The organism is Rohdeia mirabilis (assembly GCA_007750655.1).
Classification (GTDB): Bacteria; Planctomycetota; UBA1135; order UBA1135.
Genome location: CP036290.1, coordinates 572,627 through 586,360, shown reverse-complemented (window position 1 = coordinate 586,360; position 13,734 = coordinate 572,627). Strand labels below are relative to the sequence as shown.

The window sequence follows — 13,734 nt, the reverse complement described above, 5'->3', positions numbered from 1 at the left end:
CCGTGCCACACTCGTCGCCCCATGTGCCGACCCCACGACTCGCGAGGGCTCCTGGCCGCGCCGATCCTGGCCGCCGCCGCGGTCCTGACGCTGCTCCCTGGCTGCCGTTACCTGACGATCCCGACCTTCCCGAGCGCGCCCCCGCCCCCGTCGGAGGCCTCTGGAGCCGTGGCGAGCGCGAACTGGTCGCTCGAGCGCCGCGCCGTCTCGGGTTCCCCCGTCGCCCCGGACGCCGACGCGGCCGCCCGGGCCGGCGAGTGGCGCATCGCGGTGCGCCTGGTCGAGGTGGCGGATCCCACGAGCCTGCCCGCGGCCGACGTCCCGGCCTGGATCTTCGCCAAGGGCACGGACGACCCCCTCGAGCCGGCGCCGCGCTTCACCGCCGGCGCCGAGGGCGGCTGGGCGAGCGAGCCCCTGTTCGGTGAGCTCGAACGCGCCGCGCCGACGTCGGCGACGAAGAAGAACAAGGCCTCGGCGGAGGATCCGGCGCCGCGTCCGCCCGCGGTCCTGCGCGACGCTTTCGACGTCCCCCTCGGCCTGCGTTGCGGCTGGTCGGTCCGACCGGTGGCGGGCGACGTGCAGCCGCTCGAGCTGCTCCTGTGGCTGAACGAGAACGGCGACCTGGGCGCGGCGCTGGCGTCCGAGGGATCGGTGCCGGGGCTCGAGCTCGACGACGCCCAGTCCGCCGCGATCGGCGCGGTCGATCAGGACCTCGTGCGCGCGAGTGCCGGTCGCGAAGTGGCCCCGCTGCCCGCGTCCGCCGGTCGCCGCACCCTGTGGTGTCGCGTGCCGACCCTGGGTGGCGCGGGCCTGGTGATCGAAGTGGTCGCGACGCCCGCACCGACGACCGGACCGCTGGGACTCGCGCACGCCCACGAGATCGACGCGCTGCGCAACGGGCTCTCGAACGTGCTCGGCGTGACGATGCCGACGCCGCTGTTGGTCGCGGCCAGTGAGAACGCGAAGCAACGGCGCGCCCTCCTGGTCGAGCTGGCGCGCAGCACGGGTCGAGCGCTCGTGCTGGACGCGGTCCTGCTCGCGAACGACGCCGACCTGACCACGTGGGTCGAGCGCGTGGCGAACACGACGGACACGTCGGCGCTGCGCGGATCGAAGGCCGCCCAGGCCTGGTTGCTCGAACGCACGCTGCTCGAAGCCTGCGCGAACGAAGCCGAGTTGGACGACCTCGACCCCAGTCTCTCGGCCGTGCTGCGCATCCACCTCGGGGCGATCGGCGCCGAGCCTTCGCTGTTGCTCGACCTCCTGCGGCGCTCGAAGTCGCCGGCCGAGTTCGAGTCCGCACTGGCCAACGAGACCGACCTCCTGCTCAGCGACCCGCGCCCAGCCGTGCGCGTGCGCGCCACTCGTTGGCTCGCCGCTCGCGGGATGGGACCGACGGGGTTCGATCCGCTGGGTCCGCGCGCGGAGCGACGCACGGCTCTCGACGCCTGGCGCCGCGCCCGCGAAGAGGCCCAGACGGCCGCCGCGACGACCAACGGCGGCGCGACCGGAGGTTCCCGATGAGCGCGCGGAAGAAGCACAGCCAACACGACACACGGACCTCGGCGAAGAGCACGGTGAACACGAGCAACGAGACCACGGACGCGAACGCGTCCACGCCGACGCCCCCCGCGGCCGCGCCCCCGGCGAAGCGACGCTTCCGGCGCACGCGCCGGGCCCTGTTCGTGCTGGTGGTGCTCGCGCTCGTCGTGCGCTTCTCGCTCACGACGGTGATCACCTCGGTCGCGACCTCCTGGGCCGCGGACCAGGGACTCGACCTCGAGATCGAGGAGCTCGACCTCGCCCTCTTGTCGGGCGGCGTCCACATCTGGGGCCTCACGGTCTCGAAGGACGGCGAACGCGCGCTGGCGATGGAGTCGATCGATCTGGACGTCGAGATGCGCGCTCTGTTCGACGGTGACGTCGTCGTGCGACGCTTCGAGGTGGACGGCGTCGACGCGCGTCTCGAACGCGCGGAGGACGGGCGCCTGACGCTGCTCGACGGCTTCGTGCCCTCCGCCGCCCCGACCGAGGTCGCGGACGACGAGCCCAGCGAACACGTGCCGCTCGAGTCGCTCGAACTGCCCGTCGCGATCCTCGGTGCGCGCGTGCAGCGGGTCCACGTCGAGTGGACCGACCGCGCCGTGGTGCCGAACGTCGAAATGGTCGCGGACCTCGACCTGTCGATCTCCGACCTCGGCGTCAGCGGCGAGACCGCGCGCGCGCGCCTGCGCTTCGAAGCCCCCGGCGCGGTCGATCGCATCGCCCTCGACGCGACGCTCGCGTCGGCGCGCGAGTTCCTGCGCGCGAACGTCTCGCTCGACTTCACGGGCCTCGAGGGTGACCGCGTCACGGCCTACCTCGATGCAGCGGGCCTGGAGGCGCCCGATCGCGGGCAGAATCTGCGTCTCGAAGCGAACGCCGACCTCGCGCTGAAGGGCCCGGACCAGCTCGAAGGAGCGGTCGAACTCGTGCAGAGCCTCGGCACCCCCGCCGGCGTCGGCACGTCGTCGTGGCTCGAGCTCGCGCGGGTCACCGCCCACTTCGCGCCGGACGACCGCGGCACGCGCATCGACGTGGACGCCACGGGCCTACGGCTCGCGGCCGACCGCGCCGTCGACGGTCGCCTGGTCGTGGCCGGCTTCACGCTGGGAGCGACTCCCGACGACGCGGTCGACGAAGGTTCGGCTGCGACCGACGACGCGGACCCCGCCGACTCGACGGCCTCGAACACGAACTCCACTCCCGACGCGAACGCAACGGACGACGCCGCGGCGAGCGGAGCGCCGACCGCGGACTCGCCGACGCCTGCGAGCCCGATCCGACTCGCGACGGCGAAGCTCGTCGATGCGCGCATCGCTCTCACCGATCGCGCGGTCGGCGCCGACACGCCGGGCTCGGAACCCGTGCAGCTCGTGCTCGAGATCACAGAACTCGGCGCGGACCTCGACGGCGCCGACGGTGCGACCGAACTCAGTGCCACGCTCGGCGCGCCCGGCGTGTTCGGCGCGGCGCGGATCGAAGGCAGCATCGCCGCGGCCGGTGGTCGCGCGTCCGTCTCGATCGATGCGATCACGCTGGAGCGACTGCGCCCCTACCTCGCGGCCGCGGACATGGAGCCGACCGGCGCGTCGACGGGCCTCGAGCTGAGCGTCCAGTTCGAGAGCGCGAGCGGTTCGACGACCGCGCGCGTCACCGAGCTGGCGTTGGTCGACGGCCCGCGCACGCCGCTCACCGCGGCGCGCATCGAGTTCAGCGAGAAGAACGGCGTGATCGACGCCGCGGTCGTAGGGCTCGTCGTGCGCGCCACGTCGGAAGCGCCGGGACGCACCGCGTTCGGCCCCCTGCGCATGGGCCGCGTTCCGGTCGTCGCGCAGGAGGCGGGCGACACGGGCGACGAAGGAGCGGCGGCGAACGGCGCGACCGAGCCCGACGCGACGGCGACACCCGGCGCGGACGCGAGCTTCCGCCCCGAGCCGATCGTCGTCGAACTCGACGCGCGCGTCGCCGGCTTCGACACGAGCGGCAACGGCGGCACCGGGACGCTCTCCCTCGAGATCCGCGCACCGGGTCTCGTGGATCGCATGTCCGTCGAGGGCGAGATCTCGGAGCCCGACAAGGACCTGCGCGTCGACGCCACGCTGGCCGTCGAGGGCCTGCGCGAGCGCGCGCTGGGTGCGTTGCGCCCCGATCCGGAGGAGGCCGCGCGCGGACTGAGCGCCCAGCTCGCACTGCGCATGCAGCCGGACCGCGCCGGTGGCGAACGCCTCGAGGCGCGCATCGACGCGCTCGACCTGGACGGTCAGCTGGCGGCCGAGTCGATCGTGCTCGAGGGACTTCTCGGTGGTCCGGCCGACCAGAACGGCGGCCGTCCGGTGCTGACCGGGACGCTGCGCGCCAGCGGGCTCGCGGCGCCCGAGTTCGAGCTCGAGTCCGGCACGTTGGGCCTCGAGATCGCCGTCTCGAAGGTCGACGGCGCGGACCACGTCGACGTCGCGAACCTGGTCGTCGAGGACGGCCGCACGTCCTTGCACATCGCGAACGTCGCACTCGTGGCGCACTCGGAGGCGAACGGCACCTTCGTCGAGACCGCGCACGTCCTGGGCGTCGAGGTCGATGCGATCCGGCGCGAGGACGGAGCACTCGAAGTGGCCGGGTTGACGCTCGTTCCGCCGACGACACCGGCGGGCACGAGTTCGAACGCGACCACAGGTACGACCGGGAGAGGCGTCGCCCCCGCCGCCACCGAGGTCGCGACGGCGCCGACCCGTCGACGCGAGTCGCCGCGCCTCGCGCTCGGCAGTCTGATCGTCGACATCGCCCGCCTCGAGATCCTGGACGAGGCGAACGGCACCACGACGCGCGCCCGCCTGCACCTCGAGAATGCGGAGCCGAGCGTGCTCTTCGATCCCCAGGGCGAGGAGGAGCCGCTCGCCCTGAAGCTCGAGGCCGCCCTCGAGCCGGGCGTCGGTTCGCTCACGCTCGATCTGTTGGCGACGCCCGACGAGGCCGGACTCGCGCTCGCGCTGGGTCTGCGCGTCGAAGGTCTCGACGCCGCGGGTTGGGTGCAGGCCTGGCCCCCGCTCGGCGACACGCTCGCGCCCGAGGGCGTCGAGAACGGTCGCCTCGCGCTCGACGTGACGGCGCGCCTCGACGCTCCGCGCACGGACGCCACTGGCTTCGACCTGCGACGCATGAGCAACGCGGTGATCGAGGTGCGCGACCTCGCGTTCCACCCGACGCCGGATGCCGAAGGTCCGAAGTTCGAGTTGGCCCTCGCGCGGACCCAGATCCGCAGCCTCGGAAGTTCGACCGCGCCGTTGCGACTGGGCGAGGTCGAGCTGTCCGGCGCGGTCCTCGACGTGGAACAGCGCGCGGACGGTCTGGCGATCGCCGGACTCGTGCTGCGCACACCGGCGCCCGTCGAAACGTCCAAGGACACGGCGAACGTGTCGCCTCCCGCCGGACAGGTGCCGGCGGCGGGTGCGGCGGGCGACGCAGCGAGCACCTCGGCGGGCAAGCCCGCGAGCAACGGCACCGCGCCGAGCTCGCCCGCCCCCACCGGCGGCGGGCTGACCATCGATCACTTCCAGTGGACCGGGCTCGATCTCTCCTACACCGACCTGACGGCGACTCCCGTCGTGCGTCTGCCGCTCGAGGACTTCGAGGTCGACGTGCGCCAACTGGCCATCGGCACGCCGGCGCGCCGTCCGCTGCAGTTCCGCGCGGGACTGCGCGGTGGAGCGGTCGACCTCCCGGAACCCAGGACCGAGGGCTCGTTCCTCGGCAACCTGACGCGCGAGCTCACCGGCAACGCGAAGGAGCAACGCTCGGAGCGGCGCTGGATCGACGAGCTGCTCGTCAGCGGCCGCATCCTGCCCGGTAGCTCGCCGGATGGCTGGGTGCGCGCCGAAGTGTTCGGCTTCGAACTCATGGCCATCCAAGGTCTGGCGGCGGGTGGCGGCGTCGACATCGGCGCCGGCACCGTCGACACGAACGTCCGCATCGATCTGCGCGGCGCACGCGGACAGCGCGTCAAGTCGCGCACCACGTTCACGTCCCTGTCGGTCAGCGAACCGGCGAACGGACCGATCTCGCGCTTCCTGCGCCTGCCCGCGCCGCTCGACACGGTGTTGTGGGTGCTGCGCAACGAGCGCGGCGAACAGGTCATCCCGCTGACGTTCACGATCGACGAGAGCGGTGTCAGCACGACCGAACTCGTGTCCCAGGGCACCCAGGCCCTCGTGCGCCTCATCACGGACGCGCTGGCCTCGTCACCGCTGCGACTGGGCGGCGGACTGCTCGACTTCGTCGGACTCGATCCCTTCGGTTCGTCCGACGAGACGCCGAACGTCGGCCCGCCGATCGAGCTCGAGTTCGACGTCGGCGACACGCGCCTGACCGCTGCGGCCCAGGCCCAGGTGACCGAGATCCTGCGCGCCCTCGGCAAGGACGACGCGTTGGTCTACCGCGTCGGTCACCGCTTCGTGCCCGGCGACATCGAGCGCGCGCGCGCACTGGCGATTCCCGACGTGGAGGAGTCGCGCGCACTGGCGCGCCGCCTCGAGGTCGAGCGCGACGAGACGGTGCTCCAGCTCGCGTTCGAACGGGAACGCCTGGCGCGACTCGTGGCGACCGGAGCGCGCGCGGAGGCCGACGAGTTGACCGCGGCCCTGCGCACCGCCGCCGCGCGTCTCGACGGCGTCGAGGGATCGCTCGACACGCTCTACGAGCTCTCGATCCCGGCCGACGAACGCACCCAGGCGAAGCGTGTGGCCGCGGCGGCGCAGCGTCTGGCCGAGCGCCGCTTCGAAGCCCTGGTACGCGAGCTCTTCGCGCGCGGCGCGGGCGACGAACTGGCGCGCCTGCAGTTCGCCCGTCCGCGTCTCGACGACCTGGTCGGTGGCGAGGACGAAGCGACGGCGGACGCTGGAGCGGACGCGTCCGAGGCCGCCGACGCCAACGGTGCCGCGCAACGCGCCGTGCTCGTCTTCACGCCACGGGTGCGCTGAACGTTCGGCGCGCCCGCCACCCGCCGCCCCCCGGTTCGAGTCTCGACCGCGTTCAGGCGGCGCGGCGGACCTCCTGCCCGCCGGCGTCACCGAGATCGCGCTCGAACACCTCCACGGCGGCCCGAGGCAGGGCGAAGCGCAGGAGCGCGGTCTGTCCGTCCGACGCCTCCAGGCGGAACGTGCAGACCGCGTCGCAGGCGGCGACGCCGAGCGCGCGGCACGGCGGCAGGGCGCACAGGAGCCGTGTCTCGATGTCGCCGACGCGCTGGGTGATGCGCAGGCCTTCGACGTGCTCGCCCATCACGCGGCTCATCGAGCCGGCCATCAGGTTCGACAGCTCGGCGAGCATGCCGACCCCTTCCTCGCCGAAGTCTCCGTCGGGGAGCTCGACGAACCCGAGCCCCGCGATGATCGAGCGCGGCACTTCCTCCGAGACCCAGACGTGAAGGGGCAGCAGAGTGCGCGTGCAGAGCCCGAGGCGAGTCATCATCCACGTCCGCGGTGCGTCGAGATCGACCCCGACGTCGCGTGCGCCCGTGTCGATGGACCGCGCCGTCCAGACCGTTCCGAACTGCAGTCCCCAGTCGCCCAACGCAGCGTCGACCGCTTCTGCGAGAAGCGGCTCCAGCCAGTGGTCGGGTCCGATCGGGATCTGCATGGTCAGGCGCTTCGTTCGATCAGGTCGGCGAGGCGGCAGCGGTTCCGGAGCGGGAACCCGACCGCCTCGCACACCGGTCGAATCGGCTCGGCCGGTCTCAGTAGCTCCAGCTGGCGCCGAGCGCGAGCCAGACCGAGTCGGTGTCGTAGCCAGCGGCGTCGACCGCGTCCTCGAGGTCGCTGCCGAGGATCGAGCTCGCGAAGAGGCCCAGGCCGACCGACATGTGTTCGTCCACGGCGTAGCCGAGCCCCGCGCTGAAGAGCAGGTCGGCGAGACCGCCGCTGGTGGAACCGTAGTAGGCCATGGCCTGGTCGTCGTCGGCGTAGCCCAGAGCGATCGACAGGTCGAGCGAGACGCGTTCGGCCAACTCGAACCCGCGTCCGAGGCTGCCCGACACGTAGAGGCCTTCGACCTCTTCGAGGTCGTAGTAGGCGGTCAGGGCTCCGTCGAGGCCGAGCACGTCGCCACCGATCGAAGCGTAGAACTCCGAGGTGCCGGTGATACCGCTGGTCCCGCTCGGGAAGCTGTAGCTGATGAGGCCGACGGCCGCCGAGAGATCGCCGATCGTCCAGGCGTACTCGGGGACGATGTCGATCTCGGTGAAAGTGCCCGAGTTGCCGCCGCCGAACGCCGCGCTGCCGTTGTCGGACTCGAGGTCCATGTTGCCCCACACGGTCAGGCTCGCGGTCGAACCGTCCTCGTAGGGCAGAGCGACCGAGAGATCCGATTGCATCACGTTCGCGTCGATCTGCGGAACGCCGCGGAACAGGTACGCGTTCGCGAAGTTGATGCTGGCCGAAGCCTGGGGCGGACCGGACACGGTCGAGCAGGATGCGAAGGCGCTCAGGCAGAGTGCCGTCGCGAGGACTTGGGGGAGCTTGCGCATGGTGGGGAGCTGGGTTCGGGCACATCGGCCCGGCGGGGAAGAGCACCGCCCGCGTGGGGTCGCGGGCGGCGTGGTCGTGGACGGCTCGGACTAGAACTCGTCGAAGTCGTCCGAGAACGCCGTGGCGGACGCGAGCGGAGAGGAGACCTGGACGGTGCTCGGTCGCACGGGCGCGGTGCCTTCCGACAGCAACTGGCGCTGCTGTCCGACGAGGCGCAGGAGCTCTTCGACGATCTCGTCGAGCTGCTCGGCCTGTCCGTGGAGCTCCTCGGAACCCTGTGCGCTCTCCTTGGCGCTGCTGGCGTTCTTCTGGGTCGTGTCGTCCATGGCCGTGACGGCTTCGTTGATCTGCTGGATGCCCTGGCTGATCTCGGAACTCGCGGTGGCGATCTCTCCGATCAACTCGACGGTCTCCGAGCAGGTCGTGGCGATCCGTCCGAGCGACGCACTGGCTTCGCGCGTGCTCTGGGTGCCGCGTTCGACACGTTCGCTGCTCTCCTCGATCAACGCACCGGTCTGGCGCGCAGCTTCGGCGGCGCGCTGGGCCAGCCCGCGCACCTCCTCGGCCACGACGGCGAAGCCCTTGCCGTGCTCTCCGGCGCGCGCGGCCTCGACCGCGGCGTTGAGAGCGAGAAGGTTGGTCTGGAACGCGATGCCCTCGATGCTGCGGACGATCTTCAGCATCTCCGCACTGGAGGCCGCGATCTCGTCCATGGCGAGGCTGAGGTTCTGCATGGACTCGTTGCCCTCCTGCGACTCGTCGCTGGACTGGCGGGCGAGCTTCCGGGCGCGGTCCGTGTTGGCCGCGTTCATCGAGGTCAGGCTGTCCATCTCCTCGAGGCTGGCGGAGACCTCTTCCAGGCTGGCCGCTTCGGTGTCGGCCGAGGCCGAGAGGCTGCGACTGGTGTCACGCAGGATGTTGGCCGTGGTCTTCGCCGAAGCCGCGCGGCTGGCGAGCGTGCCCCCGATGCGTCCGAGGCGACCGCTGATGCCGCGACTGACCAGCAGCGACACGATCAGCACGACCAGACAGGCCCCGCCGAGCATGGCGTAGGAACGCGTCATCATCGAGCTCGTGGTCGCGGTCGAGATCGCGTCGATCTCCGCGATGGCCGCGAGCGCTTCGGAGGTCGACTGCTCGGCGATCACGGCCCAACGCATCCCGAGGATGTCGATCGGCCCGTAGGCGGACAGGACCTCGGAGCCGTCGTACGAGTTCACGAGCAACGTCCCCTTCTCGCCCGCGAGCGCGCGCGTCACGGACTCGTGGTCGACGCGACCGGCGGTCGGGTTGCGGAACGCCGCCACGACGCCGTGGGCCGGCGAGCGATAGGAGTCGGACCGGGGCAGGAAGTCGCCACCGACGAGGAAGGCCTCGCCCGTCTCGCCGAGGCCTTCGCGACCGCTGGCGGCGGACGTGATCTTCTCGAGGGGCATCTGGAAGATCGCGACACCGACGAGGTCGCCCTGCTCGTAGATCGGCGACGAGATGAAGCTCGCCGGCGCCTCGTAGGACGGGTAGTAGTTCGCGAAGTCGGTCAGGAAGACCGCGTCGGGATCGGTGCTCTCGGCGACGGCACGGAACGCCTGGGCGAGGCCCGACTGGGCGTAGGGACCGCTCTTCAGGCTCGTCGCGTAGTCCAGCTCCTTGTAGACCGAGTAGACGACGCGTGCGGAACGCGGGTCGACGATGAAGATGTCGTAGTACCCGAACTCCTCCAGGTACTGCCGCATCACGGCGTGGTAGCGAGCGTGGGCAGCGTCGTAGCTGGACGCGTCGCCGGCGCGGTCCAGCAGGTGCTTCGAGCCGAGCGGCTGTTGGTTGTCGAAGATGTAGGCGTGCTGCAGCGCGACGGCGGCCGAGTCGATGCCGTCGATCGTCGAGCGTGCGGCGCGATCGTTCGACTCGCGATACACACGACCGAAGTCGGAGGTGTAGTAGGTCTCGAGCTCGGAGCGCATCCTCTCGACCTGCGCCTCGTCGAGCTGCAACTCCTTGGAGTAGCTCTGCACGCCCTTGGTGAAGGCACGCGCGGCCTCGGCGACCATGAGGTTGCTGGAGAAGGTCCTGATCTGACCGTCCACGACGTCGAACAGACGCGTCACGGCTCTCGCGCGTCCCTCGCGTACCGTCTCGAGCTGCGCGAGGGTCTGGCCGCGGACCGCCTCGGTCGACGCCGCCGAGATCCGCTCGGCGCCATCGACGGCGGCCGTGCGAGTCATCCACGTCACCCCTGCCAGAGGAACGAGAGAGAGACCGAGGAACAGGAGCACGAGCTTCTGACCGAGGGGGAGGTTGTTGAGGCGGCTCATCGCGGGGATCTGCGTTGCGGAACGAGAAGCGGGGGGAGCGTGGGAGATCGGCCCTGGCCGCGGTTCCGCTGGAGCGGTCGGTCCCGAACTGTCCCGTTCCGGCATCCGACCCTCCCCGACTCGCGACGTGGGATAGGCTCGATGGAGGGGGCGGTTCGACTCCGCCCCCCCGACGAAGCCCCTCAGCCTTCGAGACCCCTCCTCACGAATCCGTCGCCAGGCGACCCACCCGAGATGACCCTCGTCCGCACCACCGCCCTCCTGCTCGCCCTCGGCCTGTGCTCCTGCGGCACCCTGGACGCCGGGAACACGAGTTCGCACCTCGCTGCGACCCAGCTGAAGCCCGGCTCGAGCACCCGCACGCCGCTGATCGCCGAGCGCGCGGGAGTGCGGGCCGACGTGCAAGAGGCGTCGTCGCGCCGCGAGGACCAGCGCGCGCCGCTGCGCTTCGGGAAGCCGGGCTACGGCCGCTGATCGCGCGGACCGCGGCTCAGGCGACGCGCTCGTCGGCGTCGGGGCGCTCGACGGTCCCGGCGAGCGTGCTCAACGTCCGCGGTGACAGATCCACCACCAGCGCGTGCTCGTGCTCGGTGCCGGAGTCGACCGAGAAGAGCGCCAGGATGGACCCTTCCTCGGTCCCCATGCGGGCCTCCACCTCGGTCTCGACGCACAGCCGGACCACCGCATCACCCGCGGCCTGCGTCACCCGCAGCGACGGGTCCCGCGCCGACAGGACGCGGTTGAGCGAACCCGCCATGAGGTTGGCGAACTCGCCGACGGCGTCGAGACTGTCGCCCTCGAAACCGACCTCGGGCAGATCGACGAAGCCGATCGCCAGGACCAAGCTCCGAACCAGGTCTTCGTCGACCCACACGTCGAACGGGACCCGTTCCGACCCGATCAGGCCCAGTTGGAACAGGGTCCAACAGCGCGGGCTCGGCTGCTGGTCGACACCACCGACGGCACGCGGGCGGAACTCGGAGCCGAACTGGAGGTTCCAGTCGCCGAGGACCGCTTCGATGGACTCGCTCAGGACGGGAGCGAGGCCGTGCGTGCTGTCGAGGAACTGCGCCATGGCGTCGGAACGGCTCAGGCAGCGACGTCGAGGACGATGTCGATCCGCGACTTCAGCTTCTCGGCGGTGAACGGCTTGGTCAGGTAGCCGCTGGCACCGGCGGCCATGGCTTCGGCGATCTGTTCGTCACCACCTTCCGTCGTGAGCATCACGATCGGGGTCTTGAGCTTCGCCTGGCGCGCGACCTTGATGAACTCGAGACCGTTCATCACGGGCATGTTCCAGTCGAGCATGATCAGGTCGACCTTGTGCTCGTTGAGGACCTTGATGGCCTCGGATCCGTTGCCCGCCTCGAGGACCTCCTGGAAGGCGTAGCCCGCCTGCCGGAGACCGCGAGTGACCATCTTCCGCATGACGGCGGAGTCGTCGACGATGAGTACCTTCATGATTCTGTTGATTCCCTCGACCTATTGCGCGGCTGCGCGAAGGCTCTGTTGACCGATGCTGGTGAGTCCGCAAACGCGATCGACTGCTCCGATCTCGGCAGCCACACGCGGCATCCCGTAGACCACACACGATTCCTGGTCCTGGGCGAGCGTGAGCGCCCCCGCCTTCTTCATGGCCAACATGCCCTGGGCGCCGTCCTGGCCCATGCCCGTGAGGAGCACGGCGACGGCGTCCGCCCGGGCACAGGCGGCGAGGCTGTTGAACGTGACGTCGATCGCGGGCCGCTGGTGGTGGACCTTCTCGGTGTCGATCATGTGGACCCGGTAGCCGCGCCCCTGCTTCCTGACACCCATGTGCCGGTCGCCGGGAGCGACGAGCGCGAGCCCGGGCCGAACGATGTCCCCTTCCTCGGCGATCTTCACCTCGATGCGGTGGTTCGCGTTCAACCGCTCGGCGTAGGCCGCCATGAAGTGGGCGCCCATGTGCTGAACGATGAGGATGCCGGGATCCTCGGGTCCGAAGGTCCGCAGCACTTGGTTCGTCGCTTCCGTGCCTCCGGTCGAAGCTCCGATCGCGATGATGCTGCGCTTGTACGGTCCGCTTCGTCGCTCGGTCACCATCGGCGCGGGAACCGAGTCCACGGGCGTGTTCGCCGTCCTCAGGCGGGCTCCGCCGGCTGCGCGAACGGCGTCCACCAGACGCTCCTTCACGTCGAGCGGCTTGTTGGAGCCACCGGGCTTGCAGACCACGTCGAGCGCGCCGATCTCGAGCGCGCGCATGGCGAGTTCGCCGCCTTCCTCGGTTCGCGCGCTGAACATGACGACCGGCATCGGACGGTGCTGCATGACCTTCTGCAGGAACGTCATGCCGTCCATGCGCGGCATCTCGACGTCGAGCAGCATCACGTCGGGCCGCTCGGCGGCGAGCATCTCGCGCGCCTCGAACGGGTCGCGGGCGGTGGCGACGATCTCGATGTCATCGACGTCCTCGAGCATCCTGGCCACGGTCTTCCGCAACAGCGCCGAGTCGTCGACGACGAGGAGTCGGATCGGCTTGCGGTGCCTTCGTGATTCGATCGCACTCATGCTGACTTCCTCCGATAGATGGTCGGTGCGATGAACTCGAAGTCGTTCGCGAACCCGGAGAGCGATTCCGAGTGACCGATGTAGAGATAGCCTCCGGGAGCGAGACGCTCGTGGAAGCGCTTGACGACGCGCTCCTGGGTCGGGCGGTCGAAGTAGATCAGGACGTTGCGGCAGAAGATCGCGTCGAAGGAGCGCTTCATCGGCCACGAACCGAGCAGGTTCAGGTGCCTGAAGCGCACCCGCTGCTGCAGCGCTGGCGACACTCGGTACGAGTTGCTGCCGGGGATCGGGCTCAGCCAACGCTGCCGATCGATGGGCGGGATCGGCTGGATCTCGCGCTCCGGATAGACCGCACGCTGACAGCGCACGAGCATCCGCTTCGAGAGATCGGTCGCCAGCACCAGGTAGCGTCGCAGTTCGGCTTCACCGAGCTGGCGCTCGAGCGCCATCAGGATCGAGTAGGGCTCCTGACCCGACGAGCACGCCGAGCTCCAGATGCGGATCGGCTCTGGATGGCGCTCCGCCTGCCACTCGCTCGCCGCCAGCTTCGCGAGGTGCTGGAAGTGGTGCGGCTCGCGGAAGAAGCTCGTCACGTTGGTCGTGACGGCGTCGACGAGGTCCGAACGCGCAGCGCCGGTCCGATCGGTCTCCACGTGGGCCAGGTAAGCCTCGAGCGTCTCGTGGCCGAGCCGGCGCAAGAGTCGCCCGATGCGCGTCAGCACGAGCTGGTCCTTCTCGTTCCCGAGTTGGATCCCACTCTCTGCGACCACGATCTCTCGCAGGCGATTGAGTGACTTGGCGTCGCTGCTACTGCCCAT

General features: G+C 70.5%; 10 protein-coding genes. 3 read left to right on the top strand and 7 right to left on the bottom strand.

What is annotated here, in order from left to right:
• Window positions 1–21: 21 nt before the first annotated feature.
• Both Pla163_RS02140 and Pla163_RS02135 read left to right on the top strand, forming a co-directional pair.
• Window positions 22–1,524 (top strand): hypothetical protein, encoded by a 1,503-nt coding sequence (locus Pla163_RS02140; protein ID WP_145182859.1) that lies wholly within the window; start codon window positions 22–24, stop codon window positions 1,522–1,524.
• Window positions 1,521–6,512 (top strand): DUF748 domain-containing protein, encoded by a 4,992-nt coding sequence (locus tag Pla163_RS02135; protein ID WP_145182856.1) that lies wholly within the window; start codon window positions 1,521–1,523, stop codon window positions 6,510–6,512. Before Pla163_RS02140 ends, Pla163_RS02135 begins: the two co-directional genes overlap by 4 nt.
• Window positions 6,513–6,564: 52 nt before the next feature.
• On the opposite strand, the gene Pla163_RS02130 is transcribed toward Pla163_RS02135, so the two are convergent.
• The 3 genes from Pla163_RS02130 to Pla163_RS02120 form a co-directional block, all read right to left on the bottom strand.
• Window positions 6,565–7,170, bottom strand: a complete 606-nt coding sequence (locus Pla163_RS02130; protein ID WP_145182852.1) for a hypothetical protein — start codon at window positions 7,168–7,170, stop codon at window positions 6,565–6,567.
• A 97-nt stretch (window positions 7,171–7,267) separates the two neighbouring features.
• A complete protein-coding gene (locus Pla163_RS02125; RefSeq protein WP_145182849.1) occupies window positions 7,268–8,056 on the bottom strand; it encodes a TorF family putative porin in 789 nt (262 codons plus the stop codon).
• A 90-nt stretch (window positions 8,057–8,146) separates the two neighbouring features.
• Window positions 8,147–10,369: a methyl-accepting chemotaxis protein gene (locus Pla163_RS02120; protein ID WP_419186219.1), complete on the bottom strand. Its 2,223-nt coding sequence runs from the start codon at window positions 10,367–10,369 to the stop codon at window positions 8,147–8,149.
• Between the two features lie 234 nt (window positions 10,370–10,603).
• Here Pla163_RS02120 and Pla163_RS02115 point away from each other — a divergent pair, with 234 nt between their 5' ends.
• Window positions 10,604–10,843, top strand: a complete 240-nt coding sequence (locus tag Pla163_RS02115) for a hypothetical protein (protein ID WP_145182844.1) — start codon at window positions 10,604–10,606, stop codon at window positions 10,841–10,843.
• 16 nt (window positions 10,844–10,859) lie between these two features.
• On the opposite strand, the gene Pla163_RS02110 is transcribed toward Pla163_RS02115, so the two are convergent.
• Genes Pla163_RS02110 through Pla163_RS02095 form a run of 4 tightly spaced genes read right to left on the bottom strand, consistent with a single transcriptional unit; the run spans window position 10,860 to window position 13,734 of the window.
• Window positions 10,860–11,444 (bottom strand): chemotaxis protein CheX, encoded by a 585-nt coding sequence (locus tag Pla163_RS02110; protein ID WP_145182841.1) that lies wholly within the window; start codon window positions 11,442–11,444, stop codon window positions 10,860–10,862.
• Between the two features lie 14 nt (window positions 11,445–11,458).
• Window positions 11,459–11,830: a response regulator gene (locus tag Pla163_RS02105; RefSeq protein WP_145182838.1), complete on the bottom strand. Its 372-nt coding sequence runs from the start codon at window positions 11,828–11,830 to the stop codon at window positions 11,459–11,461.
• Window positions 11,831–11,851: 21 nt separating this feature from the next.
• Window positions 11,852–12,916 (bottom strand): protein-glutamate methylesterase/protein-glutamine glutaminase, encoded by a 1,065-nt coding sequence (locus Pla163_RS02100; protein WP_145182835.1) that lies wholly within the window; start codon window positions 12,914–12,916, stop codon window positions 11,852–11,854.
• Complete coding sequence (locus Pla163_RS02095; protein ID WP_145182832.1) at window positions 12,913–13,734, bottom strand: CheR family methyltransferase; 822 nt, start codon at window positions 13,732–13,734, stop codon at window positions 12,913–12,915. Before Pla163_RS02095 ends, Pla163_RS02100 begins: the two co-directional genes overlap by 4 nt.

Coding starts and splice junctions, on each gene's coding strand:
- Pla163_RS02105 (WP_145182838.1), bottom strand. CDS start 11,830: ATGAAGGTACTCATCGTCGACGACTCCGCCGTCATGCGGAAGATGGTC.
- Pla163_RS02100 (WP_145182835.1), bottom strand. CDS start 12,916: ATGAGTGCGATCGAATCACGAAGGCACCGCAAGCCGATCCGACTCCTC.
- Pla163_RS02110 (WP_145182841.1), bottom strand. CDS start 11,444: ATGGCGCAGTTCCTCGACAGCACGCACGGCCTCGCTCCCGTCCTGAGC.
- Pla163_RS02140 (WP_145182859.1), top strand. CDS start 22: ATGTGCCGACCCCACGACTCGCGAGGGCTCCTGGCCGCGCCGATCCTG.
- Pla163_RS02120 (WP_419186219.1), bottom strand. CDS start 10,369: ATGAGCCGCCTCAACAACCTCCCCCTCGGTCAGAAGCTCGTGCTCCTG.
- Pla163_RS02095 (WP_145182832.1), bottom strand. CDS start 13,734: ATGGGCAGTAGCAGCGACGCCAAGTCACTCAATCGCCTGCGAGAGATC.
- Pla163_RS02125 (WP_145182849.1), bottom strand. CDS start 8,056: ATGCGCAAGCTCCCCCAAGTCCTCGCGACGGCACTCTGCCTGAGCGCC.
- Pla163_RS02130 (WP_145182852.1), bottom strand. CDS start 7,170: ATGCAGATCCCGATCGGACCCGACCACTGGCTGGAGCCGCTTCTCGCA.
- Pla163_RS02135 (WP_145182856.1), top strand. CDS start 1,521: ATGAGCGCGCGGAAGAAGCACAGCCAACACGACACACGGACCTCGGCG.
- Pla163_RS02115 (WP_145182844.1), top strand. CDS start 10,604: ATGACCCTCGTCCGCACCACCGCCCTCCTGCTCGCCCTCGGCCTGTGC.